At 53.3% G+C, this 26,588-nt stretch carries 26 protein-coding genes; 12 read left to right on the forward strand and 14 right to left on the reverse strand.

The window, feature by feature from the left end; genetic code table 11:
- Positions 1-14: 14 nt before the first annotated feature.
- The 10 genes from ACTQ3V_RS02960 to ACTQ3V_RS03005 form a co-directional block, all read right to left on the reverse strand.
- Positions 15-5,351: a SpaA isopeptide-forming pilin-related protein gene (locus ACTQ3V_RS02960; RefSeq protein ID WP_441466181.1), complete on the reverse strand. Its 5,337-nt coding sequence runs from the start codon at positions 5,349-5,351 to the stop codon at positions 15-17.
- A 156-nt stretch (positions 5,352-5,507) separates the two neighbouring features.
- Positions 5,508-6,719 carry a CAP domain-containing protein gene (locus ACTQ3V_RS02965; protein ID WP_441466182.1) on the reverse strand — a complete coding sequence of 404 codons (1,212 nt, stop codon included), beginning with the start codon at positions 6,717-6,719 and terminating at the stop codon, positions 5,508-5,510.
- A 216-nt stretch (positions 6,720-6,935) separates the two neighbouring features.
- Positions 6,936-7,787 (reverse strand): class D sortase, encoded by an 852-nt coding sequence (locus tag ACTQ3V_RS02970; RefSeq protein ID WP_441466183.1) that lies wholly within the window; start codon positions 7,785-7,787, stop codon positions 6,936-6,938.
- Entirely contained in the window at positions 7,753-9,180 is a 1,428-nt protein-coding gene (locus ACTQ3V_RS02975; protein WP_441466184.1) for a hypothetical protein, read from the reverse strand. Before ACTQ3V_RS02975 ends, ACTQ3V_RS02970 begins: the two co-directional genes overlap by 35 nt.
- 15 nt (positions 9,181-9,195) lie before the next feature.
- Positions 9,196-9,981: a DUF3801 domain-containing protein gene (locus tag ACTQ3V_RS02980; protein ID WP_441466231.1), complete on the reverse strand. Its 786-nt coding sequence runs from the start codon at positions 9,979-9,981 to the stop codon at positions 9,196-9,198.
- On the reverse strand, positions 9,869-11,359 hold the full coding sequence (locus ACTQ3V_RS02985) for a relaxase/mobilization nuclease domain-containing protein (RefSeq protein ID WP_441466185.1): 1,491 nt from the start codon (positions 11,357-11,359) through the stop codon (positions 9,869-9,871). Before ACTQ3V_RS02985 ends, ACTQ3V_RS02980 begins: the two co-directional genes overlap by 113 nt.
- Positions 11,359-11,667 carry a plasmid mobilization protein gene (locus ACTQ3V_RS02990; RefSeq protein ID WP_441363873.1) on the reverse strand — a complete coding sequence of 103 codons (309 nt, stop codon included), beginning with the start codon at positions 11,665-11,667 and terminating at the stop codon, positions 11,359-11,361. The genes ACTQ3V_RS02985 and ACTQ3V_RS02990 overlap by 1 nt, the downstream gene beginning before the upstream one ends.
- A gap of 105 nt (positions 11,668-11,772) precedes the next feature.
- A complete protein-coding gene (locus ACTQ3V_RS02995; protein ID WP_441466186.1) occupies positions 11,773-12,753 on the reverse strand; it encodes a DUF3991 and toprim domain-containing protein in 981 nt (326 codons plus the stop codon).
- Positions 12,722-12,997, reverse strand: a complete 276-nt coding sequence (locus ACTQ3V_RS03000) for a hypothetical protein (RefSeq protein ID WP_441466187.1) — start codon at positions 12,995-12,997, stop codon at positions 12,722-12,724. Before ACTQ3V_RS03000 ends, ACTQ3V_RS02995 begins: the two co-directional genes overlap by 32 nt.
- A 364-nt stretch (positions 12,998-13,361) precedes the next feature.
- A complete protein-coding gene (locus tag ACTQ3V_RS03005; RefSeq protein WP_441466188.1) occupies positions 13,362-13,673 on the reverse strand; it encodes a hypothetical protein in 312 nt (103 codons plus the stop codon).
- Between the two features lie 264 nt (positions 13,674-13,937).
- Here ACTQ3V_RS03005 and ACTQ3V_RS03010 point away from each other — a divergent pair, with 264 nt between their 5' ends.
- The gene (locus tag ACTQ3V_RS03010) at positions 13,938-14,996 is read left to right on the forward strand and encodes an IS30 family transposase (protein ID WP_441363894.1); all 1,059 of its coding nucleotides are present in this window, start codon (positions 13,938-13,940) and stop codon (positions 14,994-14,996) included.
- 175 nt (positions 14,997-15,171) lie between these two features.
- On the opposite strand, the gene ACTQ3V_RS03015 is transcribed toward ACTQ3V_RS03010, so the two are convergent.
- Both ACTQ3V_RS03015 and ACTQ3V_RS03020 read right to left on the reverse strand, forming a co-directional pair.
- On the reverse strand, positions 15,172-15,987 hold the full coding sequence (locus ACTQ3V_RS03015) for a DDE-type integrase/transposase/recombinase (protein ID WP_441466189.1): 816 nt from the start codon (positions 15,985-15,987) through the stop codon (positions 15,172-15,174).
- A 555-nt stretch (positions 15,988-16,542) separates the two neighbouring features.
- A complete protein-coding gene (locus tag ACTQ3V_RS03020) occupies positions 16,543-16,959 on the reverse strand; it encodes an immunity 70 family protein (RefSeq protein WP_441466190.1) in 417 nt (138 codons plus the stop codon).
- 465 nt (positions 16,960-17,424) lie between these two features.
- On the opposite strand from ACTQ3V_RS03020, the gene ACTQ3V_RS03025 reads away from it, so the two are divergent.
- From ACTQ3V_RS03025 to ACTQ3V_RS03035, 3 genes are all read left to right on the forward strand, one after another.
- Complete coding sequence (locus tag ACTQ3V_RS03025; protein ID WP_441466191.1) at positions 17,425-18,444, forward strand: hypothetical protein; 1,020 nt, start codon at positions 17,425-17,427, stop codon at positions 18,442-18,444.
- A gap of 152 nt (positions 18,445-18,596) precedes the next feature.
- Positions 18,597-18,854, forward strand: a complete 258-nt coding sequence (locus ACTQ3V_RS03030; RefSeq protein ID WP_441466192.1) for a hypothetical protein — start codon at positions 18,597-18,599, stop codon at positions 18,852-18,854.
- Positions 18,845-19,021 carry a helix-turn-helix domain-containing protein gene (locus ACTQ3V_RS03035; protein WP_441466193.1) on the forward strand — a complete coding sequence of 59 codons (177 nt, stop codon included), beginning with the start codon at positions 18,845-18,847 and terminating at the stop codon, positions 19,019-19,021. The genes ACTQ3V_RS03030 and ACTQ3V_RS03035 overlap by 10 nt, the downstream gene beginning before the upstream one ends.
- Positions 19,022-19,078: 57 nt before the next feature.
- On the opposite strand, the gene ACTQ3V_RS03040 is transcribed toward ACTQ3V_RS03035, so the two are convergent.
- On the reverse strand, positions 19,079-19,708 hold the full coding sequence (locus tag ACTQ3V_RS03040; RefSeq protein WP_441466194.1) for a hypothetical protein: 630 nt from the start codon (positions 19,706-19,708) through the stop codon (positions 19,079-19,081).
- Positions 19,709-20,500 carry a hypothetical protein gene (locus tag ACTQ3V_RS03045; protein WP_441466195.1) on the reverse strand — a complete coding sequence of 264 codons (792 nt, stop codon included), beginning with the start codon at positions 20,498-20,500 and terminating at the stop codon, positions 19,709-19,711.
- A 344-nt stretch (positions 20,501-20,844) separates the two neighbouring features.
- Here ACTQ3V_RS03045 and ACTQ3V_RS03050 point away from each other — a divergent pair, with 344 nt between their 5' ends.
- The 8 genes from ACTQ3V_RS03050 (at position 20,845) to ACTQ3V_RS03085 (ending at position 26,577) form a co-directional block, all read left to right on the forward strand.
- Positions 20,845-21,090: a helix-turn-helix domain-containing protein gene (locus tag ACTQ3V_RS03050; protein WP_441466196.1), complete on the forward strand. Its 246-nt coding sequence runs from the start codon at positions 20,845-20,847 to the stop codon at positions 21,088-21,090.
- A gap of 92 nt (positions 21,091-21,182) precedes the next feature.
- The gene (locus tag ACTQ3V_RS03055; protein WP_441466197.1) at positions 21,183-21,470 is read left to right on the forward strand and encodes a DUF960 family protein; all 288 of its coding nucleotides are present in this window, start codon (positions 21,183-21,185) and stop codon (positions 21,468-21,470) included.
- Between the two features lie 16 nt (positions 21,471-21,486).
- On the forward strand, positions 21,487-22,593 hold the full coding sequence (locus tag ACTQ3V_RS03060) for an amidoligase family protein (RefSeq protein ID WP_441466198.1): 1,107 nt from the start codon (positions 21,487-21,489) through the stop codon (positions 22,591-22,593).
- On the forward strand, positions 22,593-23,534 hold the full coding sequence (locus tag ACTQ3V_RS03065; RefSeq protein ID WP_441466199.1) for a class II glutamine amidotransferase: 942 nt from the start codon (positions 22,593-22,595) through the stop codon (positions 23,532-23,534). The genes ACTQ3V_RS03060 and ACTQ3V_RS03065 overlap by 1 nt, the downstream gene beginning before the upstream one ends.
- A gap of 285 nt (positions 23,535-23,819) precedes the next feature.
- Positions 23,820-24,119, forward strand: a complete 300-nt coding sequence (locus ACTQ3V_RS03070; protein WP_441466200.1) for a nucleotidyltransferase family protein — start codon at positions 23,820-23,822, stop codon at positions 24,117-24,119.
- Positions 24,106-24,498 (forward strand): HI0074 family nucleotidyltransferase substrate-binding subunit, encoded by a 393-nt coding sequence (locus ACTQ3V_RS03075; RefSeq protein WP_441466201.1) that lies wholly within the window; start codon positions 24,106-24,108, stop codon positions 24,496-24,498. The genes ACTQ3V_RS03070 and ACTQ3V_RS03075 overlap by 14 nt, the downstream gene beginning before the upstream one ends.
- A 33-nt stretch (positions 24,499-24,531) precedes the next feature.
- On the forward strand, positions 24,532-25,923 hold the full coding sequence (locus ACTQ3V_RS03080) for a stalk domain-containing protein (protein ID WP_441466202.1): 1,392 nt from the start codon (positions 24,532-24,534) through the stop codon (positions 25,921-25,923).
- Between the two features lie 96 nt (positions 25,924-26,019).
- Positions 26,020-26,577: a recombinase family protein gene (locus ACTQ3V_RS03085; protein ID WP_441466203.1), complete on the forward strand. Its 558-nt coding sequence runs from the start codon at positions 26,020-26,022 to the stop codon at positions 26,575-26,577.
- The last annotated feature ends 11 nt before the right edge of the window (positions 26,578-26,588 follow it).

Raw genomic sequence — 26,588 nt, forward strand, 5'->3', positions numbered from 1 at the left:
TTATGCTGGCAGCATTACCAGCCTGTCTGCGGCAGGACGGGCTTTGTAACCCGGTATATTGTCGTAGTCCATGCGTCGTTGGACATGATCCACTGCTGGTTGTGCAGCCCGCCGACGTCCGCCTTATTGACAAACGCCGTGCCGGCAACGGATGAACGTACCGTGCCATAGACATGCGGGTTTTCCACGCAGCGGAAACCTGCGGGGACATTGCCGAACACAAACATGAAATCTGTTACGACCTCGCCGGACTTGAGGCCGAGCACGGTGGGGTTGGCCTGAATGGTGCGGTTCTGCGCCGTGGACAGGTTATCCGCGAGCGTACGGTAATCGCGGTCCAGGTTCGTGCGGTACACGATCTTGTAACTCAGCCGCGCGTTGTATGTGCCGGTCACGATCTTGTCCAGCGTCACCGCCTGATACGGCAGCGTGTCGCGCCAGTAGAACGACTGGAGCTGCACCGTGGAATTGTTTGCGATGTGCGACACCGTCCAGTGGATCGGCTGGCCGGGGACAACCTGCTTCGGGCCGCTCTTTGCAATAGAGACATTGGTGTACACGCTCTCATTGAGCACTTCCAGCCGCACAATCTGGCTGGGGAACTCGATTTCCGCTTCAAAGGTTTCACCGGATGCGCCATAGTACGGCGGCGCTTTTGTCTCTTTGACCGTATAGCGTCCCAGCGGCAGCAGCTTGGAAACTGCGACGCCGCGCTCGTTGCTCACAATGGTGTCCACGACGTTGCCTGCCTTATCGTAGATCTCAAAAGTCGCGCCCTGCAGGAGGGTGCCGGCTGGCAGGCCGTTGATCGGGTTATCGTCCTTGGACTTCTTTGTGATCTGGATCTGGCCCTGCTGCGGCGTGTTTTCCCATACGATTTCCGTCGTTTCGCCCTTGGACACACGGAATGTGCGTTCCTGCTCATCGCGGATGTAACCGGGAGCCGCCTGCACCTCTTCGGCATAATATTTTCCTTCTTCCAATTCCTTCTCCAACTCAATGTATCCGTCACTGTCCGTGGTGTACTCGCCGATCAGGTTCTTGTGCGCGTCTTTGATGATAAACCGCACGCCGGGGATGCCTTTTTTCGTCACCGCATCAATTTTCTTAATGCGCACACTGGACATCTTCGCATTCTCAAATTCAACCGTGGCCAGCTCCCCGGCTTTCACAATAACGTTTTTGGATGTGCTGTCTAACCGGTAGCCGTCCGGCGCTTTGATCTCGGTCACGACATACACGCCGTCCTCCAGACCGGAAATGTTGACCAGGCCGGAGGAATTGCTCGTATATTCGCCGACCAGTTCGCCCGTGGCTTTTTCCACACGGAATTTTGCACCCGGTAGTGCTTCGCCAGTGTCCTTTACGATTTTGCGAATCTGCAAACCGTATGCCTTTTTGTTGGTGAATACCAGCTCCATACTGCCGCCGTCTTTGATCTCAAAGGTCTTAGGCGTGTCCTGCAGGATGTAACCGTCCGGCGCTTTGATTTCAGTCACGATATAGCTGCCTTCCGGTAAACCGTCCAGCGTGATAACGCCGTTTGCGTCGGTTTCGGCTTCCTTAACAAACTCACCATTGGACTTAGTAATCTTGAACACGGCATTTTTTAGCGGCTGACGGGTATCCTCGTCGATCTTCTTAATGGTGAAACCGCCCTTTTTCGTGTTGGTGAACGTGACCTCATAGGTCTGTCCGGCACGGATTTCAACCGTCTTGGGTGTTTCGTCGATGGCATAGCCGTCCGGCGCGGAGATCTCTGTGATGATGTATGTGCCGGTATCCAGCTCCGGCAGATGGATTACACCGTCCGCATCGGTCGTGACGCTTTCACGCACAACCGAGCCGTCTCCGCGTGTGATCTTGAATACAGCGCCTTGCAGCGGCTTCTTCGTCTGGCTGTCGATCTTTTTGATCAGCAGACCGGGCTTTTTGGTGTTCTCCAGCGTCAGGGTATAGGTTTTACCCTCCTCCAGCGAAACAGAGTGCGGTGTATCGTCGATCAGGTAGCCGCCCGGAGCGGTGATTTCCGTTACAATGTAGTCTCCAGCTTCCAACCCTTCAACGAACGCAGTACCGTCCTCGCCGGTGATAATATCCTCCTTGACCACATCACCATTTGCCTTGGTCAGCTTGAATACCGCATCTTTCAGCGGCTTGCGTGTTTCTGCATCAATCTTCTGAATGAGCAGACCGGGCTTTTTGGTGTTCTCCACGGTAAGCTCGGTGTCCTTGACCGTCGTATGCTCGATCTCCAGCACTTCATCGTTCAGGATGTACTCTTTCAAAGTCTTGACTTCCTGCACTTTGTAAGTGCCTGCGGGCGCATTTTTGATCTCAATGCGGCCATTTTCATCCGTGGTGTAATCGCCCAGCAGCACGCTATCCCGCCAGATTTTGAACTGTACGTCTGCCAGCGGCTCTTTCGTCTCGCTGTCGATCTTTTTCACAATGAAAGATTTCTGCTCGACGTTGTCCAGCGTCAGCACCAGATCGCGGTCTGTCGTGTGTTCGCCCTCCAGCACGACCGTACTCAGTTCATACCCAGCCAACGTATGCCGTTCCACAAATTTGTATGTGCCGGGGTCTGCATAGTCAATGGTAAACGTGCCGTCCGGGCCGGTCGTGAACATACCGATGCTCTTGCCGTCCTTGAAGCCCTCAAATACAACACCCTGCATCGGTTTGCCGGTATCAAGGTCAATCTTCTTTACGATAATATCCTTTTTGCGGGTATTGGGAATCGTGAAGAACGTCGGGTATTCACTGTTATTCTCAATCGTAAACGTCTTTTCATTGATGATGTACCGTGGATCAGTTACGACCTCCTTGGCCTGATAAGTACCCGGCTCTGCATACGGAAGCCAGATACGGCCATTTTCATCCGTGGTGTAGTTGCCCAGCAGCTTACCGTCTTTCCAGATCTCAAAGGTGACGCCTTGAATCGGCTTGTGCGTTTCCTCGTCGATCTTGTAAATACCAAAGTGTTTCTTAATGGTATTCTGGAAAATCAGCGTGGGAATCTCCGCCTGATCGCGAATCAGCTCTACAGTCTGCTCCGGGGCATCCAGATTGTAGTGTTCTTTATCACCGTCTACCTCAACAACACGGTATGTACCGGGCTGCAGGTTTTCGATCATGGCTTCGCCGTTCTCGTCTGTGGTAACAGAAGTGAGCTTGGCGTCATTGTAGTACACATCGAACTTCCAGCCCTGCAGGGGGACTTTGGTATCCTTGTCCTGCTTGATGATGCGGATGGACAGTTTCTTCGTGTTCGGGACGTTGACTTCGCGGATGATCTGCGTGGGGTCTGCGGACGGGTCAATGTAAACCTCATGCTCTACTTCGTCCTTTAAGTAGCCCTGCGGCGGTTCTACCTCAACCACCTGATAGAAGCCCTTGGGAAGATTGTAGACCTTGGCATAGCCGTTGACGTCGGTCTTGACCGTCTGCAGCACCTGACCGTCGCGGCGGATCTCAAAGGTAGCGCCCGCCAGCGGCTCCTTGCTGTCCTTGTCGTACTTGTAGATCTGGATACCGGGCAGCGGCGCATTCTTGAAAGTAAGCGTTACATCACGGGTATTATCCCAGCTGAAGGTCTGAATGTCGGCACCATCCGTGGCGTAGCCTTCCGGTGCTGCGATTTCATACACTTCAAAAGAGCCGGTAGGCAGGTCGCGGCCTTGGATTGTGAACTCGCCCAGCGCGTCCGTGGTGTAAGTGTTGACAAAATCGTTGTCAATGCCCTTGACCTCGAATTTTGCGCCCATCAGGTTGCGGTTATCCGCCGAACTGGTCTTATGCACCTTGAAAACGTGGTCATCGCTGTTGGCAAAGGTGTATTCCACTGTACCGCCCTTGCTGCCCGTGTTGATGACCTTGGACGGGAGCAGCTGATAGCCCTCCGGCGCTGCGGTTTCCTTAACGGTTACATCGGTATTCAGTGGTAGCTCTGGAAACACCGCTTCGCCATTACCATCTGTTGTGGCCTCACGTGGTTTTTCAATTCCTGCGTAAGTGATCTGGAACGTGCATCCTGCCAGCGGTGCACCGTTCTCATCTGTTTTTAGCACACGAAGCCGTACTTTATCATCCGTTGTATCTTGCTCTGCAAAACCAACTGATGCACTCAATTTTTGCACCGCCGGTTCCACCATGATGACCGGCTGCACGCCCGAACTGGTAGTGCTGGCCGAATACACGTTATATCGGTCTGCGTTCATGCTGACAAAAAACTGGGTCTCCAACGGCGTGCTGGCCGCGTCCATCTGTTCAGCGGTTGCTTTGGGGATGCAGAACAGGAACGTCTCGCCATAGGCCATGTCGTTGCCGTTCTTGTATAATTCCTTATTGCTGGTAACATTGGACAGCGTGAGACGCTGCGAGCCGCTGTCATCTATGCTTTTATTGCCCTGCGCATCCATGAGGAACGCGCCAGACGGCACGTTGTCCGCGCGGACGAAAATCTGGTTGCCGCGCACGAACGTAGCAGAAGCCGCCGCCATAGGCAGTACCATGTATGTCTGGCCATCAATCTGCTTCTCCGCAAACGTACCACCAGATACGATGCTGCCGCCGATGTCGATCGTACCGGTCTTTTGTGCGGCGGGGGCGTATTCGGTATTGCCGGGCGTGTAATTGATGGTAGCACCAACCCATGGTGCATGGCCTTTACCATTTGGCCCCCAAGTGTTGTAGAACTCATTACCATACTCCAGCATTTTAATAGCGGCAAACAACGTCAGCGCTTCGGATGTGGAGCTGGCGCTGAGCGTCTTGCCGGCAGCGCGGTAGCCAAGCGATGTGGAGCTGACGTAGCTCACGCCGAAGTTATTGTTGGCCGCAATCTGCGCGTCTCCCAGTGCGCACCAGATCGCCGCCTGTGACGCGCTGAAATACATATCCGCTGTGAAGTTCTCCTTGGTAATGGGCGCACCCGCGAAGGAGATAAATGTGTCCAGCGTCATGCGGGCGTCACTGCGCACGGCTACGCCGTACACGTGCATGTCCGATACGCGGCTGGTAACGGTATACGGCATACCGCCCGTACCCGGGTTGCCCTTGCTGTGATCTGCGCAGTATGCGCGGATCTCCGTGCCGTCTGACGCGGTGGTAAACATGGGCCAGACATTGCGCGGCGCGCCGTTCTGCTGGAACCATGCTTTATGCACGCCGCGGTCTGCAATGTTGTACACTTCGCCTACGTTGATCGTAATAGCGGACGCTTTGTTATCTTCCTCCGCCAGCGGCATGATCCCGCTGTCCACTGCACCGGCCAGCGGCGCGCTGGTGAGGAGGGTAAGGGCGGACAATGCGCCTGCCGTAACCCGTTTGAATAAGTTCCGTATCATTTTTTCCTCTCCTTTGTCTGGAATAAAAAAAAGCCGCCTTTCAAGGATGAAAGGCGGCGCACGCTGATGAATATTCACTTTTTTCATGATCTGATTAAAAGAAAAGAGCGATTAGGAGAAAACCTAATCGCTCTTTATCCCTAATTTTTACTTACATTAAGCAAATACCTGACAACAATAAATGCTTCCTGTCGATCCTACTGCATATCCGATACCTATTCTGGTAAAATCCTTATCCAGCAATGTATTTCGATGGCCTTCGGAAGTCATGAAGTTATTCATATGCCGTTCTACAACATTATTAAAATCACTGCTTCCGCCTGTAATATTTTCGCCACCTGCAATATCGTTGGCAGAAACACCAATGCTGTCAGCAAATTCTTCAATTTCATCCCATGTGGTATGTCTAAACTCCGTGGTGAGATGCTTTGCCCACCACTGCGCTCGTTGCATGATATTGGGGTCAATTTCCAGCTCAGCAACACCGGCCTTGCGGCGCTCCTCATTGATGGCCTCTACCATTTTCAGTTCCCAAGCACGGAGCATTTCTTCGGTTACAGCCGGAGTATCGTTGTTATCGCTGCCGCTTGTGACTTCCTGACCCAGCGCCTTGCGCAGCTCGTTCGCCCAGAACATGTTTACCGGATTATCGTCGAACGATACTGCATCCACAGGCGCGCCGGTCATCGCGTCCAGCGCGGCGATAACGTCCTCTACCGTGCCGTTCGATTTGCCCGTGATGATCGGCGCATACTGCTTGGCGGTCGTGAGGTATTTGCTCTTATCCCAGTTGCATTTAATCATGGCCTGATTAAACTCTGCCATGGTTTTGTTCCACTTCGTGATGGCGCTGCCGCTGGCAGACGTTGTGCTTTCCGTGTACGGCGCATCCGTGTCAATGCGGACGCTTGCCGTCGCATTGTCATAGCCCACGCCGAAATTCACCTGCTTGCCGATGTCGCGCAGCTTCACATAGTTGTTGCCGTCGATCTGGTAGGCGGTCATGTTGACCTGTACGCCATCCACCGTGATACGCTGGTCGCTGATCTTAGCCACCGCGCCGCTTGCCGCCGTGTCCGAGATACCCTCGGTGCTGGGGGTGATGCGCGCTGTGCTGATCTCAACGGTCTGCGTCTCGCCGTTCCACTCCACGCCGAAGCCTACGAGCGTACCAATATCGCGCAGTTTGAAATAATTGTTGTCCGCTATATTGTAGCCCGTAGGATAGACGCGGGTGTTATCGACGTAAACCGTCTGCCCTTTTTCACGGGTGGGAACAGCTGCTACCGCATTGGCAGCACCAGCAAACGGTACTAAGCCGGCTACCATAGCCGCGCTGAGCGTCGCTGCAATAATGTTCTTTTTCATATCTGAAAACCTCCGTTCCGGTCTGGCTTTTATCTCTCTTTTGATATTTTTATTATAGCAGACGCTTGCGAAACCGTCAATGGAAGCACATATAATTAAAACAAAATATATGCTTTAACAATTGTTTTTGCGTGTTTTATCAGATATATTGAACAAATCACAGGTTGTGGATAACTTTAAAAATCCGATGCGGTTTTGCCCGTTACGGCCGCATGGTCACACCGCAGCCGCCTGTACGCACCAGCGGTAGGTCTGCGCCTGATCGGGTACGCAGGTGACAAGCGTCAGGATGTTTTCATTCGTGGGGTTGAGGACGTCAACCTCATACTTGGAGATCTTGCGCACGCTGTAAACCTCGTAGGTGCGGGTGCCATACACGGTCGTATAGGTGATTTTCGAGCCGGCAGGCAGGTTCCAGATTCCAGCGAAATAACCGTAGCTGCCTCTGTTGTGGCCGCAGAACCCAACATTGCCGTCCCATGCGCTGGTGCCTTCAAAGTGCGCCACACCCAGCCGCAGGTTGCTTACCGTTTCGCCGTCGTACACTTTCTTTGTCACACCGAGCGCAGGGATGGACAGCGTGCCGATACTGCCGTCTGCATAGGCCATACCGTCCACTGGGGTGTAGCCCGACCCAATGGCAGCATCCGCGCCGCCACCTGTATAGCCGCCCATACCGCCGGTTGTGGTATTGTCGTAAATCGGCTCGCTGCTCACCGTACTGCCCTCAACATCAGGCGGCATGACGATCGTGCCGCTGCCGCCTGTCACTGTGCCGTTTTCCGTCACACCCGGCGTAAAACCGGCCTGTGTACTGTGCGGGAACATCGGCTCTACACCTGAAATATCCGGCGTCAGCAGTTCACCTGTGCCCAGCACATCCGCAGAAGCAGACCCGAATTCGGGCGGCACAAAGGCACTGTCTTTGCTGATGTTGACATTAACCTCATCGTCACCGATTACCGTCACCGGCTCGGTTGATGTCGGCTTGCCAAAGTTGCCGCTGGATGGCGCATCGTATGTATACGAAAGATTAGCCGCCCAGGCCGGGGTACTCATCATCGCCATCGCCATCATCCCGCACAGCGCGCGGCGGACCGGCGGGTGCAGCATCCCCGTCCTGCACGGGTTCCGGAGGCGGCTGGGTTTGTCCGGCCTGTTCAGCGGCGTCCGGCTCTCCCGCCCATTCCTCCGCATCAGCCCATTCCTCTTCCGGCGGTGCAGCCAGAAGCATGGCAGCCTGCTCTGCTTTCCGCTGCCTGCGGCTGCGGATCGCGGCTTTGATCTTCTCCAAAGGTCCAAAGATGTACTGTGCCTGCCGCAGTTCTTCCTCTTCGGTCCGTTTCTGTTTTTGCCTTTCACGCAATTTCATCTCCGTTTCCTTCATCGTCTGCTGCGCTTTGTCCCGCGCCTGCGCCGCCATGGCCTGCATCTGCGCCATCATGCGCCTGCACGCAGGGGGACGGAGCGCAAAAATCATCATCAAAATACCAAACACGGCGCACAGCACCCAGCTGACCGGCACGCTTCCTGCGCCTTCCTCCAGCGGCTGCGCATCCTGTCCCTGCGGCAGAATGCCGGTCAGGTCAGGCGGCGTGAGATCCTCTTCCGGCTCAATCACAATGGGTTCGCCGCGGAAAACCGCGATATACCGCATACAGTCGTTGTTCCGGTGCGATACCTCGCCCGCATAGGTGGCCGTCACCGTATAGCCCGTCGTGCGGCTGGAGGTAGCAGTGCCGGTATAGGTCACAACTGCTGTATAGGTAGTTTCCATTGTACCGAGATTGTCTGTTTCCTCGGTTTCAGGCGTCCATTCGATATCACTGAATGTCAGCGTGTGACCGTTATCCTCAATCGTTTTGGGGATATCCGTCATATCCATTTCCGGCATATTGGGATATTCCCGCGTTGCGGATAACGGCTCGGACACGCTTTCCGTACCCGCCGCTTTTGTGGAGATACTGGAAACATCCAGATATGCCGTGCCGCTGTAGCCATCATCTGTTGTGACCGGCTTGCTTTTCGGCAGCAGCGCCATCACATCGTTGGAATTGTCCGACGTAGAGGATACTGTCACAGTTTCCGAGTGCATCTTACGGTCTATATCCGGCATTTCAATGCGTAGGATATCCTCCAGCACATAGTGCATCCCGCCGCGGTCAAATTCCTCCTGCGGAATTTGATCCGGCGATACAGTTTTAGGCACATCGTAGATCTTTTTGCAGGTAAGGCCGTCCGAACTCATCTGCACGTCTACCGGATAGTAAGCCGGCTCCGTTTGTATTTCCGCCGTGGTTTTTTCCTCGGCGGTTTTTGCATCCGTTTTTGCCATGCCGCTCTCGGCAGCAGCGACCGTTTCTGGCTGTGCAGCGGGGGCGGCATCCGCCGCGAGCGCCTGCACCGGTGATGCGCAGGCAAGCAGCAAGGCGGCGGACGCGCAAAATATCCTGATCTTCATTTTCCTCATCTCCTGTTATCTGTCCGGTGTCTTTGGCAGTTTCGGTCTCGCAATGTGTTTGCCTGGCTGCTTTAAGTGCTGCGGTTCATGGACGGCGCGCTCCCTGATCCCTGCGATTTTCTCTTTTACGGACTGTCTGCCATCGCGGCGCGGCGCAGCCTGCCTGTCCGCTGTTTTGTCCCCGCTGCGCTCCGGCATGCCGAGCGCCCGGGCAAGCTCATCCTGCACCGCGCGGAGCACCGCCCGGCATTCTTCCGGGTTTGCACCCTGCTCCATCGCGGAGCGGATGCCGGTAAGGCTGGACAGCATCCGCTCCGCCTGCGCGCGGTCAATTGTAGCAGCTGTACTCGTCCGGGGCGCGGCCTGAGCCGGCGTCCCCTGCATCATCTGCGTCATCGTTGATTCCGGTCCGTGCTGCGTCCCACTGCCGGATGTCGGCAATGCGCTTTCGGACGGACCGGTTTCCGCGTTTTTTTCACTCACCTCTGCCGTAGCACCAACTTTCTCCCGCACCATGTTTACCAGCTTTGCATCCTCTTCCCGTACAATGACGTCCACTGTATCCGGATTTTTGGGGTCTCGGACAAAAGCGCACATCACGCCATGCTCTTTTGCAGTTTTTATGAATTCCTGCATTTTTCCTGCTGCCAGCGGAAAACTGGTGGGCGTGCCGGATTGGATTATCTTCTCAATATCCGTCTTTCCCGCGATCTGCTTCTCGTTGCGGAGCACCGCCACGAGAAGCGCCGCGAGATTGACCGCGCCCTTCGCTGCGAGCTTCACTGCGGATTCGGTCACCATGAGTTCCATGCGGAGCATCTGGTCCGCCGCCGCGCTTTCTGGATTCATATTGCTTTCCTCCCATCGTTTTCGCGTGGATTGTTTTTTCTTCTTTTAACGCTGCCGCCAGCTTTGCTTCCATTGCCGGGGCGGCATTCTGTATTGCGGTGCAAATGCGCTGCTGCTTTCGCAGGTCGCGCAGCGTATTTGTGATCTGCCCGGCCATGCTGCGGATCTGCTTTTCCTCCGCCCCCGGCCTGCGTAGGTCTGCATACAGCCGTGCGCGCCGGTCTGTCAGGATATCCACTTCGTTTGCCAGTGCATCCGCATACATGGACACATCTTTTGCGGTTTGCAGATGATTGTCCCGCAGGAAATAATACTGCGCGGCATACCGGTTCAGCTTTTTGAGTTCCGCCATCAGCTCGCCGCGTACATAGCGCGGCGCTTTGCGTTTTTTCACTTTGCCCAGCATGTAGAGGTACCGCCAGTACAGCGCCCGGAAACCGCGCAGTTTTTTCCTGCTCCTGGGCGCGGGGGTATGCGGCTGCACGCGGTATTTTTTCCGCTGCCGCCCGTCCTGCCACTGCGTGCGGAGCTGCCGGATATTCCGGTCTACCACGCCGCGCTGCGCCTCGATGCGCTCTGCAATGCGCCGGGGGATGTATTCTTCCCCCAGCGACCGCAGGCGGATAAACCGCGCCGCCTGCGGGTGGCGGACTGTGATGTATTTCCGCCGGTCGTTGATGCGGATCTCATACCCGCGTGCGCGCAGCATATCCCAGAATTCGTTCAGCGTATGCGCCTGCGCGATGACAATATCAATGTCCTCCCGTATCATCCCACGGACTGTGGGGCGGTTCTCCTGTTCCGCGCGCCACTCCGCATAATGCTTCCCGGCTTTGACGCGGGGCGCATCGATCACGGACAATCCATGCGCGCGGCAGATTTCGTCCGATATGCCGCGCAGTTCATAGAGAGTCTGCGGCGTGGAACGGTACTTGCGGCCATCCACAAACGACACGGAATTGACGATGATGTGATTATGTAGATGGGGCTGGTCCGTATGCGTCCCGATCACCACTTCAAACCGTTCGCCAAAGCATCGCTCCACAAATTCCAGCCCAATTTCATGCGCCTGCTGCGGCGTTACTTCTCCCGGTTTGAAGGACTGGATAAAAAGATAACCCAGCACTTTATCTTCTTTCCCAAAATATTGTTTTGTGCGGGTCATTTGCTCATAGGCGTCATCGCAAAAGCAGTTTACTGCATCTGTCAATGTATCGGGCAGACCGTTGAGGTTAGGGAATCCCTTGCAGTAGGTTTTCTGCGGATTGAGCGTATACTTAATTCGGTCGTCCAAACGCGAACGGATCGCGTATACCTTCAGCACTGCCATTACATCAGGCGCTCCAACTGTCCTTCGATTTTTTCCTGTTCTGCCGCGAGCTTTGCCAACGCTTCCCTTGGCACGTTGCCGGAGATATGCGCCAGCTTGACGATCTGGTTTACATTCCGGCCAACGCCGCGCACCTGTTTCTGCACATCCCGCAGCACTTCCAGCGGGATAGTTTTTACCTCGGAACTGGTGAGCATCCGGCGAAAATACTCCGACATTGACAGGTGCGTTACTGCAATTTTTTCTTTTAACAATGCAAGTTCCTCACTATCCAATCGGATAATGATTTGATTTGAACGTTTCCGCATTTTGTTTTTCTCTCCGTTCCGTCCGTCTGGGGGTTTTAGGGGGCTTTGCCCCTTAACAAGCTGCATTTGGATAGCCAAATGCTATGCTTGCGAATGCACAAGTTTTTAGTTAGCTAAAGCAATTTCGCGCGTCTCGCGCGAAGGCGGCGGCTGCGCATTCTGCTGAAGCTTAACACGGAGCTGGTCGTTGAAATCCTTTTCCTGCGGCACGCAGACTTTCAGTTCAATTTCCGGATGCCGCTCCCTGAGCAGCCTGAAAATATTCTGCGACGCCTGCCGCCCCTTATCGTCGTTATCCAGCGCAAGGACGATCCGCTTAAAAGGGAAATTCTTCAGCTGCCGTTCCAACGCGGGCGGCAGTATTTCTTTGGACGCGGTAACGCCGCCCAAAGAAAGATAGCTGTCCTTCCGCCAGTCCCTGCCGCCCAGTTTACGCAGCGTTGCGACCGAGAGCGCGTCTATCGCGGCTTCGCAGACATAGAGTGTCTGCCCGCTGCCTTTCATGCAGAAGCCGCAGCTTTTATCACTGCCGGCCTGTTCAATTTTGAAACCGGAGTTTGATGCTGTGCTGCGCAGCATTGCATACCGCGCTGTGCCTGCTTCATCATGCCCTACGAACACAGCGTTGTGATGCGCTGCGTCCTCGTAGATCAGACCGCGCTTCATGCAGTGGCTGATGATCCCAGGGTCTATGCCGCGCGCACACAAATATGCAAACGCACGGCGACTGTCCCTGTTTTTCTGCGGCAGTTCGAACGGTGTACGCGGCGGCGGCTCGCGCGCTGCCGGGGCTGTCCCGGGATGCGTATGGTATGCATTGCCCGCCAGCGTCCGCACCGCTTCCTGAAAGGTCATGCCATGCACTTTTTCAAGATAACTGATCGCGTCGCCGCCGCCGACGCCCTGTGAAAACCAGTTCCACCGCCCGTCCGCTGAGATGCGCATACTGTCATGCGAACGCAGCGTCCAGGACTGCCCGATCCGTTTCAGTTCGCCGGGCTGGTACTGCTGCAAAAACGATAACAGGTCCGCGCCGCGCGCCTGCTCCAGCTGCTCATCCGTGATCCTGCTGCCCGACGCCGTCATGGCTCACACCTCCGTCCCTGTCCGCCATGCTGTTCCTTTTCTGTTCCGCTTTCAGCCGCACCAACAGCTGCTCCGCCTGCGCATAGTCCGGCGCAAGCTCGCTCAGCTGCTCCAACAGCGCACGCTCCTGCAGTTTCTTTTTCTTTTCCCCAAGCTGCACGATTTTATTTTGCAGCGCTTTGACCTTCCCCTGATACCGGGCAATATCGCTGTCTATCCGGTGCAGCTGTTCATTGGTTGTCACCCTGTTCACCTCCGTTGTCTTTGGATTTTTTTGCGATGGTGTTCAGCCGCCATCGCCCGCTGTTGCTCTTCCTATCCTCTAACGGTCTGCAACTACCCGGTGCTTGCTTCTCAGGAGCACACCCATGCTGTTCGGTTTTCAAGGTACAGCAGAGGCTTCCAAAAAGTGCGCCGGTAAAAAAGCCTCTATATATAGCTCTATAAGGGGGGTGTGTTAGGGTGGTTTTCTTCATTGTTTACAAAATGTTCACAAAATCACAGCATTATCATACACAGTGTATGATAATTTCCTGCTTCTGGGCAAAAAAGTAACGCACCGGTTTTCCGGTGCGTTGACGGTATTCAACTGGTGTTCTGGAGGGGACTTACCCGTCATACAGCGGCAGCGCCCCAAGCATCTGCGTATAGGTTGCCAATGCTTCGGCAAACTCCTCAGACTGCTCCACTTCACGCAGCAGTTTCAGCTCTGTCTCCCTGCGCGTGCTGCCGCGCTCCGTGCTGATATATGCGGCAAGGATTTTCATGTCCGGGCGCGTGTCCAGGTTCCTGATCCAAACGTCCCCGAGCATATTCCCGTTTGCGGGGTCTTTTACATACTGCACAGCGACCTCTATCCCGCTGACGCCGTATGCCTGATCCGGGCGCAGCTCATACACAAAATAGTATCCGGGCAGCATCTCCGGTATGTTCCTTTTTTCTGCATCATCATCACATTCCCTTGTTCTTTTTTAGTTCCTGCTGCTATTACATCAGATAAGACGGCGGCTGTCAAGGCGGCGGCTGTTTTTTCCTTTTGTAATTCTTCACAAGAATTTCATTGCATTTTTACGATATAATCTATTAAAGCGATAAAGCGTTTTTGCTGTTTTTATGATATAATCCTAAATGCACAACATACCGTGGAGGGATACATAGTGAAGCACAACAAAAAGGGGAATTCAATGCGGCGGTGGCATAAGGGGCAGCACCTGAAATGGGACCACCGGCTGATTATAGAACGGATGCGGCTGCGCGGCGCAACAACGCGGGAAATTGCGGGCGTCATTGGGTGCAGCCATGTGACCATTGTGAAGGAACTGAAGCGCGGGCAGTATGTCCATACCAACTCCGACCTCACCACGGAAGTGCGGTACTCGCCTGAGCAGGCGGAGCGCCGCTGCCGTGAAAATCTGGCGGCAAAAGGCCCCCAGTTGAAAATTGGAAACGACTTCAAACTGGCAAACGACCTTGAAACGCTGATCGTGAAAAAGCATTTTTCTCCCGCTGCGGCGCTTGCAGCGGTCCGCGCAAGCGGCAAGCCGTACACGGCTTCCATTTCCACGGTCACGCTTTACAGTTACATCAAGGGCAGCGTACTGAATATTTTGCCGAAGCACCTGCCGTTTCAGAAAGGCTACCGGATAAGGGGCGGCAAGAAAAACAAGAAGCAGAAACGCACGTCTGCCGGCACCAGCATCGAGCACCGTCCTGCGGAAGTTGATCTCCGCAATTCTTTCGGGCATTGGGAAATGGATACGGTCTATACCTCGAAGTCCAAAAAGGCAAAGCTCACGCCGACGCTGCTTGTGCTGACCGAACGGCTGACCCGCAAGGAGATCATCATGCTTATGCGCGACCGCACCGCCGCCAGCGTAGTCCGTGCCCTGAATGTGCTGGAGCGCAGCATGGGGGCTGAGAAATTTTCCAAGGTGTTCCGGACGATCACGGTGGACAACGGCATGGAATTTTCCGACTTTTGCGGCATGGAAAAGTCTGTGCTGCGCAAGCGCAAGTCACGGACTAAGGTCTACTACTGCCATGCCCATCGCAGCTGCGAGCGCGGCAGCAACGAGAATGCAAACAAGCTGATCCGCCGCCACCTGCCCAAGGGGACTGACCTGTCCAAGGTGACGCAGAAGCAGGTAGCGGAGATAGAGGAGTGGATCAACAACTACCCGCGCAGGATTCTGAACTGGAAAACAGCGAATATGCTGTTCCGGTTCTTCATGGATCGGCTTTGATATAACGGCTTATATTGGCGTTGGGGACAGTCTTGGAGGGCTGCCCCTGTTTCCCATGCCTGCATTTCTGTCATAGCGCCTGTTTTTCATCTGCACCCGCCTTTTCTCAGCATGATAGAATTGCGCAAATTAAATAATTATTTATGACAAACTTTGGTAACTTTAACCTTGAAATTTACGAAGTGAACATCGAAGTTATGTAGGTTTGGCAAACATATTGGACAGAAAACTCTAAAGGAGAAAGCCAACCCAGGGACCTCATGGGAAAGTTGTTGGAGCGGCGGTTATGGACGGCAAGCTGTCTTGTGAAGTCTTGGAGGTAGTAAAAGCAGTGGGAAGAATAGAAACGCTTTTGATCCTCCCGGTGGCTACGCTCCACCTTACCGTTGTGTCGTGGGGTGTAGGGACGGATGAGCTTATGCCGGATGCCCAGCTCGGCAGCGGTGACCTCAAACAGGGTGGGCAGATCCCGCCTGCTGTTGGAAAAGCGGTTAGTGAACTCAAAACCGTTGTCCGTCTGGACGCATTCCACCCGAATGCCTCGGCGAGCGTACCACTTGAACAACTTTTTCAGGAAATCCGAGGAAGAAAAGGTGGTTTGCTCTGGATAGGCAGCCAGAAATCGCAGGCGGGTAAACTCGTCAATGGCAGTATACTGGTAGAGGCGGAGTTGCGAGTCTGCAATACATTTGCGGGACACCACCTTTACGTCCACCTGGACCCGCTGGCCGGGATAGGTCATCTGCTCATAAGCCTTTTGTTTATACACTTTTTTCTTTGAAGCATCAGGAAATAGCCCCAATTTGCGCATGACTCGGAACAAGCTCTCCGGACGGCGGGTATAGCCTCGCAGCCGCAGTCGATGCCACAACTCCACCATGCCCAGATCTGGATTGCGGCGGCGCATATTGCGGATTAGTTTCAGTTCTGCATCTGTGTGCTGATTGGGATGGCCGTGCGGCCGCCGGGACTGACAGGCCAGCGATCCCACGGTTCCATCCCAACGGGCCTTCCAGAAGTAGATATATGACCGGCTTTTGTTGTACTTCCGGCTGGCGCGACTGACGCCGTATTTCTCTGTGTACTTTATTAGAGATTACCGATACGCCATGTCCTGTGTTATACTCTTGCTCATGAAGGATTTGGCCCCCTCTCGTTGAGTTGTTGTCCGCAACTTCAACTTTAACCGATGAGGCCCTATCCTTCATCCTTTTTTATTCAACTGTTTAAGATGTATTGTACTCCTACATCTTCCAAAGTGAACAGCAAAGTTATTTATTGCAAAATCAAAATCGTAAAAAAACCGTCTGTTCTTTCAAACAAGCGGCTTTTATGGTACGCCCGATGCGATTCGAACGCACGGCCTTTGGAGTCGGAGGGGTTGTCGCGACCATTTCCCCATTGATTACTGCTTTGAAAGTACAGTTTGCGACCGTTTTTCCGCGTTATATTACCTGTTTTTCAGGAGACGCAAGTCGCCAAAAACAGGCTGCGGACGCCAAAAATGGACGCCAAGCCAGCACATCGCGACGCGGCTTCTCCGGCCCTATAACGCCTGAATACGCAGCGAAACCTGAAGCTGCTGCGCCTTGGTCAGTGCGTTATGAAACACGTCAAGGAAATCCTCACCGCTGCTGGTTACAAAGTAATTGCTGAGGTCTGTGATCGAGTCGCTGATCTGATCGCCCCATGGCGGCATCAGCGAACGATCCTCGATATCCCAGATCACCTGATCGGGCGCAAACCGAGCAAGGCCCCGCTTGATCTGCGCCAACTCTTCTGCCGCCTGCTGCAAATGTTCCGCAGGCAATTCGCCCTGATATAACTCCTGCATGATATGGGGATATTTGCTGCCCCACTGTTCGTTCTCCAGCCGTCCACATACGGTCGAGAAAAACGCATGGAGAAAATCACCGCCACCGATCGTGTACAAATACCGCTTTACCGTAAATCCTACTGCCATATCGCACCTCCTATTGCACTTTAAAATAAATATTGGGTCCATACGATGTTCGTACCATAATTATATCATATAGTTCATTTAAAACGGAATCCCCTATAGCCTGTCCTCGAATATCAATTACGAATGTTTGAATAGTTCCTGAAGGCAACTCTGCTACTCTACGGAAATACTGATTTGTAATATTGCGAACCAGATTGTTACGTTTTACCGCTGTGCTGATATCATAGTTTTTATAATCAATACTACTCCCTTTACAATAGAAATCCGGACGAACGCTTCCTTTTGTTCCGTACGGTACAAGTTTCCCTTGTAAAAATGATTGTTGCGGCAAATGATCCGGATAATCCAGTGCTCCATCCAGCTCGGATTGTCTCCAACTTGGACGGGATCCTGCCTGGGATAATGCATTTTCATTTCTTGCATGCAATCCATTGCTATTGTGCGTTTCTAAGCGAATAGACGAGTGTGGTTGCAGCGCAGCATATCATCTACCCAGACAACCAGTGCAACAGACATCACATCTGCAAGAAGTATAAAGACGCGGGCATCCGCATCCGGCTTGAAAAGGTCGCGGATAGCAAAGATCATCCCAAGCATTTCGTTCGTATGATCGTGAATCCCCGCGAACTGATCTACCCGCAAAGCGGTTATCTGGGCATCTTGCCACCCGAGGAGGGCAGTATTGAGCTGCTGGAAAAGACATTTCAACATTTGTTCCGCAAATCGCCATTTGAGAAAGACATTCATAAGTATTACCTCTCCCGTGTTGATCTGTGTACCAATATTCGATGTGATAACAAGAAAGTATTCCGTGAGTTGGTACGCCTGCTGCGCAAGACGGCTACACCCAAGAAATATGAGCGTAAGTTCTATCAGCATAAGGATAAGAAGAAAGCCAATCGGTACAATAAGCACTACATCCGCATCGGCTGTGACTCTCAGGAACTGGTCATCTACGATAAGACCTATCAGATGAACGAGAACGATCTGGTCGTGGCTTATGACAACTTGCCTGCCGGTGTTCTGCGCATTGAGGTGCGTTACGGACGGGACAAGCTACGCCACATCGAAAAGCAGTACAACACAGACGACCCGCTCGACCTACTGTGGTTACTGATGCAGGAAAGCAAGCCGCGCATTTGCAAACTGGTCGAAAAGTGTTATCCAGATTTGGAATACCGCAGTTACGAAGCATGTCTGGATGCGATCGAACACTCGCGTTTCTCCGGACAGACCCAATCGAACATGCGAACGCTGGTGACACAGATGCAGCGCAAGCAAACAATTGACGCGGTGCTGGGCTGGATGGAAGATCATGGCATCCAAACGGACGGTCTGCTGCAAAAGTTTTCAAAGCTCGGCGTCAGCCCGATCCCACTGCGTCAAGGCTACGCCGCCGAACGCATGCCTAGTTTGCCGGAGATTTTGCAGACCATCGGTGAAAAACCGGTCAGAGTAGCACTCAGTTGGTGGAAGCGGAAGTAATGGTACACTCTTAGCTTTTTTACGCTTGCCTTTCACGTGAAAAAAGGCTCTTTTTAAAATGATTTCATTAACATAACAATAAGATAGAGTGAAATGCGGTGCGCTGCATTACAAGGACTGTCCAATACCATTATCAAAGGAGTGTTTTGAATATGGCAGAAATTCCGTACATTGACTACAACAAACTGGACGAATTCTATACTATTTCCGCACTTTGCAACCTGTTTCAGATGGAAAAGCAGGCTCTCAGAGCCAAGTGCGAGCAGTACAAGGTAAAGCCTCGCCGCAATGAGATCGGCGAGTATGGCTTCGTCAAATACGACGTCCGCAAGCTGCACAACCTGCTATACTGTGAAGATCGTGAACGTTCCGGCAAAGCCGTCGCAAAGGTGGACGACCCATGGGCATGAGCGAGATTCTGACGGTCAAAGAAACCGCCGAACAGCTGAAAACCACCCGACAGCAGATCCGCAAAATGATCGCAAACGGAGAACTCCCGGCCGTCAAGGTCGGCCGGGAGTGGCGTATCCCGCTCGCAAGCGTGCGGGAGTATTTCGAGGAGAATCTGTCGGGGTGACATACATTTATTATGCAACGTGATTACTGCGCCTCCATTATCTACTGCTTTTACAGATCATAGCAGCAGATATATCGCAACGCTGAGTGCAATCGCGAAGGGCAGACTCAGCAAAAACGCCGGTGCGCGCAAACCGGTTTTTGGATTCTCTCGCGTCAGTGCAATATGAATTGCTTTTTCCTTTACCGTTAATGTCTCCCACGCGCTTTGCAATAACAAATACCGTATTGAAAAAATGACGGCAGTTGCCAGCGCGATTCCACCAACCCAAGCACCGGCGTTCAGCAATATGATATTGAGCAGAAAAAGCAGCAGTCCGGTCCATGCAACCGTCGCATACCACTTGGGAACAATACCGCGCCGGTACTTTCTTGCGATATTGATATCGTTTTTCGTGCACATTTTCAGTGCCTCGATATATGGCTCATGCGCCTTGGTCCTGCTTTTCTCCTTGATATGGCGAATGGCCTTCTGTACATCGGTATCCGAAAGAATATCTGTATTTAAATAGACGGTTTTGCATGCTAGATCGTCCTCGACAGACCAAATGATATCCAACCGCTTGTTGATCTCATCCCGAAACATCTGTTTGTTTTTCTCTTGAGCATCATAAAAGTTCACCGCATCCAGATACGCATTGCAGGTCTGCTCATCAGCCAACGCGATATCCGGGCAGAGACGGCGCAATCAGTCTTGCTCTAACTGATCGAGCGCACCGCTTGTCTGCAACTTGTAGGTATACATCAACGATAGTATTCTCTTTTTTACAATGAGTGCCTGCGCCTCGGTCGATGTATCGCCTTGTTTGTATTCTTGCCACAACAGCTTTTCAACGCAATGTCCCAACCCCTTTCCGAATCGCTTGGCCGCATCAAAAATCGCTTCTCTTTCTTCCGGGCAATTCATGAAAATATACTCTTGCAGCGCTTCGTTCCACGGACACAACCGAAACGACTCTTTTAGCAATTCAGCCCGTTTATTGGGATATTGCTTTGCATTCCGAAACAAAGTGTCCGCGCGTTCCACATCAAATGACGACCGAATATAATTTGCTCTATAAGAATTAATAAGCTCCATATGATTGCGATAAAACCGTCCCACATCCTTTATAATTCCATTTAGAATTTGATTTCTTGTGCGTTCAGACTGAAACAGCTTTGCTTTGGACTCTGCTGCCTCTGCGGATGAAACGATATTGCCTGCACCGTTGATTACACTGTGTCCAATACCGGATACAGCGTTTAAAGCACCTGCCTGCGCCGCACCCTTAATTGCGCCGCTTAAACCGAAACCGCCGCCTTGCCATCTTGCACGCATAGCTTTTCGGTTGGCCCGGTATTGCTCTTCAGCATTTTGCTTATCGATGATCGCAGTATATCGCTCATCGAGTTCTTGCCATACATCGTATGACGTCTCCAGCGACAGACATCTCTCGCAGTATCTTTCCAGAGAAAGGTCATAGATTTCCAGCTCGTGCACCTGTGGAAACAGCCGTACAATAACGTAATTTTGCATGATTTGACTGACAAAGCGAGAATAGTTCTGCAAAACATGTTCTATCGTACCCTGCTGCTTATACCACGACAAAAACTGTTTTTCTACATCACCGATAACCGTTTGACATTGTACCTGCATATCATAAAACCGCTCCGCAGCATCGTCAAACGTTATTTTTTCTCCAAACAAAGTATACATTTTCATCGATCATACCCCTTTTCTTGCCCTATCAAGCGATCTGACAATTTTATTATATTTGGTATTGCCAAAATTAGCAATAATAAAATTACCTATACTGTAGAAAACAAGTTTCGCAGGTGATGGGCATGAACAAACGCAAGCTGGCGCTGGGCAACCGCAATCTGGTCGGCGCGCGCGTAACCGAGACACGCACGGCACAGGGCATTCTGCAAAAAGACCTGCTTGCGCGTTTGCAAGTTAAAGGCGTGGACATCAGCCTGCCCGCGCTCTCGCTGCTCGAGGGGCAGAAGCGCCCAGTGTCGGACATCGAGCTCAAAGCGTTGGCCGAGGTGCTGCAGGTAGACGTCCGCTGGCTGCTCGGCATGATCTGAACGACAGAGAAATTCAAACATATACTATAATAATAGAAGCTGCTGGAGCGTTTGCTCCAGCAGCTATTTTTCTGCCCAAAGGAGAATTGCTTATGTTTCAAACCCCCAAATATCTGACCCGCGGCATTCAATGTACCTTACCCGCTTGGCTGGTGATCCTGCTCTGGAACTTGATTGACTGCATCCCGAACGAGCAGCGGGACTACTTACAAGTATTTCGGTTAACGCGCATCGGCACTGGCCAGCACATCGCCCATTCTCAGGAGCAGCCGCCCTATTCCTATGAAATGAAGGTGCCATGCAACGACGCGGTGAACGCCAAGATTTTCGTCATCGACGACCAGACCCACAGCACGATGCTTCTTGCCGAGGAATATTAAGAAGGAGGATTGAAAAATGCAAACCACCCACGCCTGTGACCACTGCGGCGACGCCTATCCGCTCGACGAGATGTTCCGCGTCGGCGACGACCTGCTCTGCGCGGACTGCGCTGGAGAGCTGACCATCCTATGCGACGAATGCAGCACGCGCATCTACATGGACGATGACGAGGGCGACGATACGCACGTCCTCTGTCATGCCTGCCGCAACCGCTACTGCATCACCTGCGACCACTGTGGCGCATTGATCCCAAACGGCGAAATCTACCAACTTGGCGGTGAATCGCTGTGCAGGGATTGCTACGATGACAACTGCGACTGGGGTCCGATCCACGATTACAACTACACACCTGATCTCGTGTTCCACGGCAAAGGATTGCGCAAGTTCGGTGTGGAGCTCGAAATCGACGAGGGCGGCGAAAGTACCGCCCACGCCCAGCGCTTTCTGGACATTACCAACCGCAACACCGAAAACCTGTACATCAAAACGGACGGCAGTCTGGACGATGGGCTGGAGCTTGTCACCCATCCGATGACGCTCGAATATCACCTGAACGAAATGCCGTGGGAGGACATCCTGCACGAAGCCAAGCAACTTGATTATCGCAGCCACGGCGCAGGCACCTGTGGGCTGCACGTTCATGTTTCGCGCATGGCGTTCGGCTGTACTTACGAGACACAGGAATCCTGTATCGCGCGGCTGGTGTACTTCGTCGAAAAGTTCTGGCCGGAGTTGCTGCGATTCAGCCGGAGGACACAGGCACAGCTCAACCGCTGGGCAGTACGTTACGGCATGAAACTATGCCCACGAGAACAACTCAACCACGCGAAGGACTCCTGTGCCGGACGGTACACCGCCGTTAACCTTACCAATGCGGACACGATCGAGTTTCGCCTGTTCCGCGGCACGCTGAAACTGAACACTTTAATCGCCACTTTGCAGATGGTCAACCACCTCTGCGAGGTGGCGATTTCGCTTTCCGACACAGAATTGCAGGACATGAGTTGGTTCGATTTTCTCGACCGTATCGACGAACCCGAGCTGATCCAATACCTGAAAGAACGTCGGCTCTATGTCAACGAGCCGGTAAACACCAACACGGAGAATGAGGAGGCCTGCTGATGTGCAGTTTATTCGGAATAATTGACCACCAAAACAAACTCACCACACGTGAAAAGAACCGCATTTTGAACACTCTTGCCCGCGAATGCGAGGTACGCGGCACGGATGCGACCGGTATCGCCTATCACTTCGGCGGACGGCTGCGCATCTTCAAGCGCCCGCTGCCAGCCTGCAAGCTGCGCTTGCGCGTGCCGAGTGATGTGAACGTCATCATGGGGCACACCCGTATGACGACACAGGGCAACGAAAAGTTCAATCAAAACAACCATCCATTCCCTGGCAGCATCCATGGCAAAACCTTTGCCCTCGCGCATAACGGCATCCTGTGGAACGATAAGCTGCTGCGACAACAGGCAAACCTGCCGCAGACCAGCGTCGAAACCGATAGCTTCATTGCCGTGCAGCTCTTGGAACAACAAAACGCCCTCGACTTCGCCAGTCTAAAAGCCATGGCCGAGAAAGTCGAGGGCTCTTTTGTATTTACTGTGCTGGATAGTGAGGACGCAATCTGGTTTATCAAAGGCGACAATCCACTGTGCCTGTTCCACTACGACGGCTTTACACTGTACGCCTCGACACAGGAAATTCTCGTGAAAGCAACCAAGCGCCTGCGGCTGGGCAAGCCGCAGACCATTCAGCAGCCGGAGGAGGGGGAGATTTTGCGCATCAACAAACACGGCAACCAAACGAGCGGCAGCTTTATCCCACGCACCAGCTACGCCCATTGGTGGCGTCATTCCCCGTACTACGGCTATCCTTGGGACGAGGACGACGGCCTGCACGACGAGCTGCTTGCCGCCGCGAAGGCCATGGGCGTAAGCGAAGCCGAAGTGCAGGCTCTTCTCGACTACGGCTGCGACCCGGACGAGATCGAGGAACTGCTCTATGACCCGGCGCTGCTGCATGAGATGACCGGCGAACTGCTGCACGCGTATTATTAAAAGAAAGGGGGCGAGAAAATGGACTGGGGCACGATTATCCTCGGCGCAGTTATGATCCTCGGCGAGCTGCTGGGCGACGACGAAGATGAACAAAAGCTGTGTCAGTTGGGTATACCCATCTGACACACACGAAAAGTATGGCAATAGGGTCGGTTTCGGGGTTTTGCAATATGTCAAAACGGAACCCGACCCTATTGCAACACTTCGACCTGATTCGACAGCATCTTGCTTTACGGGCAGAGCGATTTTTGTTATAATGAGGACAATCCAACTAGGAGGGATGGTATGCTGCCCGAATCGACCGGCATCCGCGATGTCGTTTTGAAACAGATCTGCGATCTTGCGGCACAATATGGATTGTGCAAGGTGATCTTGTTTGGTTCCCGCGCGCGTGGCGACTTCAAAGAACGCAGCGACATCGACCTTGCGGTCAGCGGCGATGATATTTCCGGCTTCGCGCTTGCGGTAGACGAAGAGACTGATACCCTGCTACAATATGACGTGGTCAATCTGGATAGCCCCGTGGACGAGGCGTTGCTTGAAAATATTGAGAAGGACGGAAAAGTGCTTTATGAAAAAGTTTGAGAATTTCTGCAAGGCGCTGCACAATCTGGAGGATATCCAAAATTATAAGCCGCCCTATGACAATGTTGTACTGACCGGACTGGTTTCGCTCTATCAAATTTGCTTCGAGCAGGCTTGGAAGGCAATGAAAGAGGCGATGGAGAACGAAGGCGTCAACACCGCTGTGACCGGCTCGCCGCGCAGCATTATCAAGGAAGCCTATCGCCTGCATATGATCGACGATGAGGCTGCTTGGCTAAATGTATTGCAGGCGCGCAATCTCGCGTCACACGCGTACAACCAGCAAACCGCCCTTGAGATCATTTCGCAGATCAGCAGCACCTATCTACCGCTGTTCCGCGCATTGCAAACATCCATTGAGCAAAACTGGGTGCATTAACGGAAATCATGCTATGATCAAGGGGGGTCTACTATGAAAAAGAAACTTCTTTCTGCTCTGCTTGCGCTGACAATGCTGTTGCCGAGCACCTTTGCTGTTGACCTGTATGTAGACGGCGGCGCGCTGCAAACCGATGTGCCGCCGACCATCCTGAACGGTCGTACACTGGTACCACTGCGCGCAATTTTTGAAGCGCTGGACGCTGATGTGACTTGGGACAACGCTACGCAGACCGCTTCGGCTCAAAAGGCCGGCACGACTGTACAGGTTACCATCGACAACACGACCGCCTATGTCAATGGGCGCGCGCAGACGCTGGACGTTCCCGCTAAGCTGATCGGTGGTCGCACCATGGTTCCGGCGCGCTTTGTCTCCGAGTCATTGGACGCACGCGTGCTATGGGACGGCAATACGGAAAGTGTATACGTTATCACGTCCGATCATGAATCGCTTGTTGTGGAGTATCTGGATGTCGGGCAGGCGGACAGCATCTTGTTGTCGAGCGACGGCGAATATATGCTGATCGACGCGGGCAACAACGAGAACGGCGACGATATTGTCAGCTATCTGCGTGATGTAGGCGCGGATGAATTGAAGTATGTGGTTGGCACCCACCCGCATGCCGATCACATCGGCGGCATGGATGACGTCATCCTTGCACTTGATGTGGACAATGTACTGCTGCCAGCCGCGACCACCAACACGCAGACATACACGGATGTGCTGGATGCAATTGAGACGAAAAACGTCCCGCTGATCGTGCCGGTCGGGGGTCAGACCTTCCAGCTTGGCAATGCTGCCGTTTCTGTTATCACTGCGCAGCAGGCGGATGATCTGAACAATACCTCGATCGTCCTTAAGGCGACCTATGAGAATACGTCGTTCCTGTTCATGGGCGACGCAGAAACAGAAGTCGAAAGTGCCATCCTATCGGCGGACACAAATGTTAAGAGCAATGTGCTCAAGGTTGGCCACCATGGGTCAAGCACATCCACGAGCAGCGCGTTCCTTGCTGCGGTTTCGCCGGATGCCGCGGTAATTAGCTGCGGCGCGGGCAACAGCTATGGACATCCGAGCGCCACGACGCTGCAAAAGCTGACCGGCGTGCCGGTCTGGCGTACCGATTTGAACGGCACAATTATTGCCATGACCGATGGCCAGACCTGCCGCCTGACAGCGGAAAAGGGAACGGCCGCGCTCAAACCGCCTGCAACAACGCCTTCCACTCCGTCCGAACCGTCCGTGCCCAGCACCTCGGTCAATGCAGACGGACAGGAGGACAGCATCCCGTCCACCGTATACATCACGCCCAGTGGCAAACGCTATCATTATGAGGCCAGCTGCGCGGGCAAGAATGCCACGCCGACCACGCTGTCGAACGCCAAGTCGCGCGGTCTGACGCCATGCCAGAAGTGCGCAAGTTGAGATACTCCCAAAATGTATATGCAATAAGGTAAAGCCTGCCGGATTTTTCGGCAGGCTTTTTCTGTCTGTTGTACAAAACCAAAAGGAGGCAGTCATTTGAACATCGGCTATGTCCGCGTCAGCACGAAGGAGCAGAACCCCGCCCGGCAGCAGGCGCTGCTACGCGAGCTGGGCGTGGATGATATATTTATCGATAAGGCAAGTGGAAAGAATACCGATCGCCCGGAACTGCAGCGCATGATGAACTACGCCCGAAAAGGGGACACGGTGATCGTAGAGTCGATCAGCCGCTTTGCACGCAATACCCGCGACCTGCTTGAGCTGGTCGAACAACTGACTGCCAAGGAGGTCGAGTTCGTCTCCAAAAAGGAAGCCATTGACACGACCACCCCGACTGGAAAATTCATGCTGACCGTGTTCGCGGCTGTGGCCGAGCTCGAGCGCGAGTATATCCTGCAACGCCAGCGCGAGGGCATCGCGATCGCTAAGGCGCAGGGCAAGTATACCGGCCGCGTGCCATTGCCCACACCAGATAACTTTGACGACATTGTCGCCCGCTGGCAGCGCGGCGAGATCACAGCCAGAGAAGCCATGCGGCGCACTGGGATCAAGTGTAACACGTTTTATCAGCGAGTTGACATTTACAAAAGCTAACATGGTGGGAA

The organism is Candidatus Agathobaculum pullicola, assembly GCF_052117205.1.
GTDB classification, from domain to species: domain Bacteria; phylum Bacillota; class Clostridia; order Oscillospirales; family Butyricicoccaceae; genus Agathobaculum; species Agathobaculum pullicola.

Bases quoted from the DNA above. Each gene is read 5' to 3' on its own strand.
- ACTQ3V_RS02990 (WP_441363873.1), bottom strand. From the start codon at position 11,667: ATGCGGAAACGTTCAAATCAAATCATTATCCGATTGGATAGTGAGGAA.
- ACTQ3V_RS03005 (WP_441466188.1), bottom strand. From the start codon at position 13,673: ATGCTGCCCGGATACTATTTTGTGTATGAGCTGCGCCCGGATCAGGCA.
- ACTQ3V_RS03070 (WP_441466200.1), top strand. From the start codon at position 23,820: ATGCTGCCCGAATCGACCGGCATCCGCGATGTCGTTTTGAAACAGATC.
- ACTQ3V_RS03080 (WP_441466202.1), top strand. From the start codon at position 24,532: ATGAAAAAGAAACTTCTTTCTGCTCTGCTTGCGCTGACAATGCTGTTG.
- ACTQ3V_RS03055 (WP_441466197.1), top strand. From the start codon at position 21,183: ATGTTTCAAACCCCCAAATATCTGACCCGCGGCATTCAATGTACCTTA.
- ACTQ3V_RS03065 (WP_441466199.1), top strand. From the start codon at position 22,593: ATGTGCAGTTTATTCGGAATAATTGACCACCAAAACAAACTCACCACA.
- ACTQ3V_RS03035 (WP_441466193.1), top strand. From the start codon at position 18,845: ATGGGCATGAGCGAGATTCTGACGGTCAAAGAAACCGCCGAACAGCTG.
- ACTQ3V_RS03030 (WP_441466192.1), top strand. From the start codon at position 18,597: ATGGCAGAAATTCCGTACATTGACTACAACAAACTGGACGAATTCTAT.
- ACTQ3V_RS02980 (WP_441466231.1), bottom strand. From the start codon at position 9,981: ATGGTGACCGAATCCGCAGTGAAGCTCGCAGCGAAGGGCGCGGTCAAT.
- ACTQ3V_RS02985 (WP_441466185.1), bottom strand. From the start codon at position 11,359: ATGGCAGTGCTGAAGGTATACGCGATCCGTTCGCGTTTGGACGACCGA.
- ACTQ3V_RS03020 (WP_441466190.1), bottom strand. From the start codon at position 16,959: ATGGCAGTAGGATTTACGGTAAAGCGGTATTTGTACACGATCGGTGGC.
- ACTQ3V_RS02960 (WP_441466181.1), bottom strand. From the start codon at position 5,351: ATGATACGGAACTTATTCAAACGGGTTACGGCAGGCGCATTGTCCGCC.
- ACTQ3V_RS03050 (WP_441466196.1), top strand. From the start codon at position 20,845: ATGAACAAACGCAAGCTGGCGCTGGGCAACCGCAATCTGGTCGGCGCG.
- ACTQ3V_RS03075 (WP_441466201.1), top strand. From the start codon at position 24,106: ATGAAAAAGTTTGAGAATTTCTGCAAGGCGCTGCACAATCTGGAGGAT.
- ACTQ3V_RS02995 (WP_441466186.1), bottom strand. From the start codon at position 12,753: ATGACGGCGTCGGGCAGCAGGATCACGGATGAGCAGCTGGAGCAGGCG.
- ACTQ3V_RS03010 (WP_441363894.1), top strand. From the start codon at position 13,938: ATGCGGCGGTGGCATAAGGGGCAGCACCTGAAATGGGACCACCGGCTG.
- ACTQ3V_RS02975 (WP_441466184.1), bottom strand. From the start codon at position 9,180: ATGAAGATCAGGATATTTTGCGCGTCCGCCGCCTTGCTGCTTGCCTGC.
- ACTQ3V_RS03060 (WP_441466198.1), top strand. From the start codon at position 21,487: ATGCAAACCACCCACGCCTGTGACCACTGCGGCGACGCCTATCCGCTC.
- ACTQ3V_RS02965 (WP_441466182.1), bottom strand. From the start codon at position 6,719: ATGAAAAAGAACATTATTGCAGCGACGCTCAGCGCGGCTATGGTAGCC.
- ACTQ3V_RS02970 (WP_441466183.1), bottom strand. From the start codon at position 7,787: ATGGCGATGATGAGTACCCCGGCCTGGGCGGCTAATCTTTCGTATACA.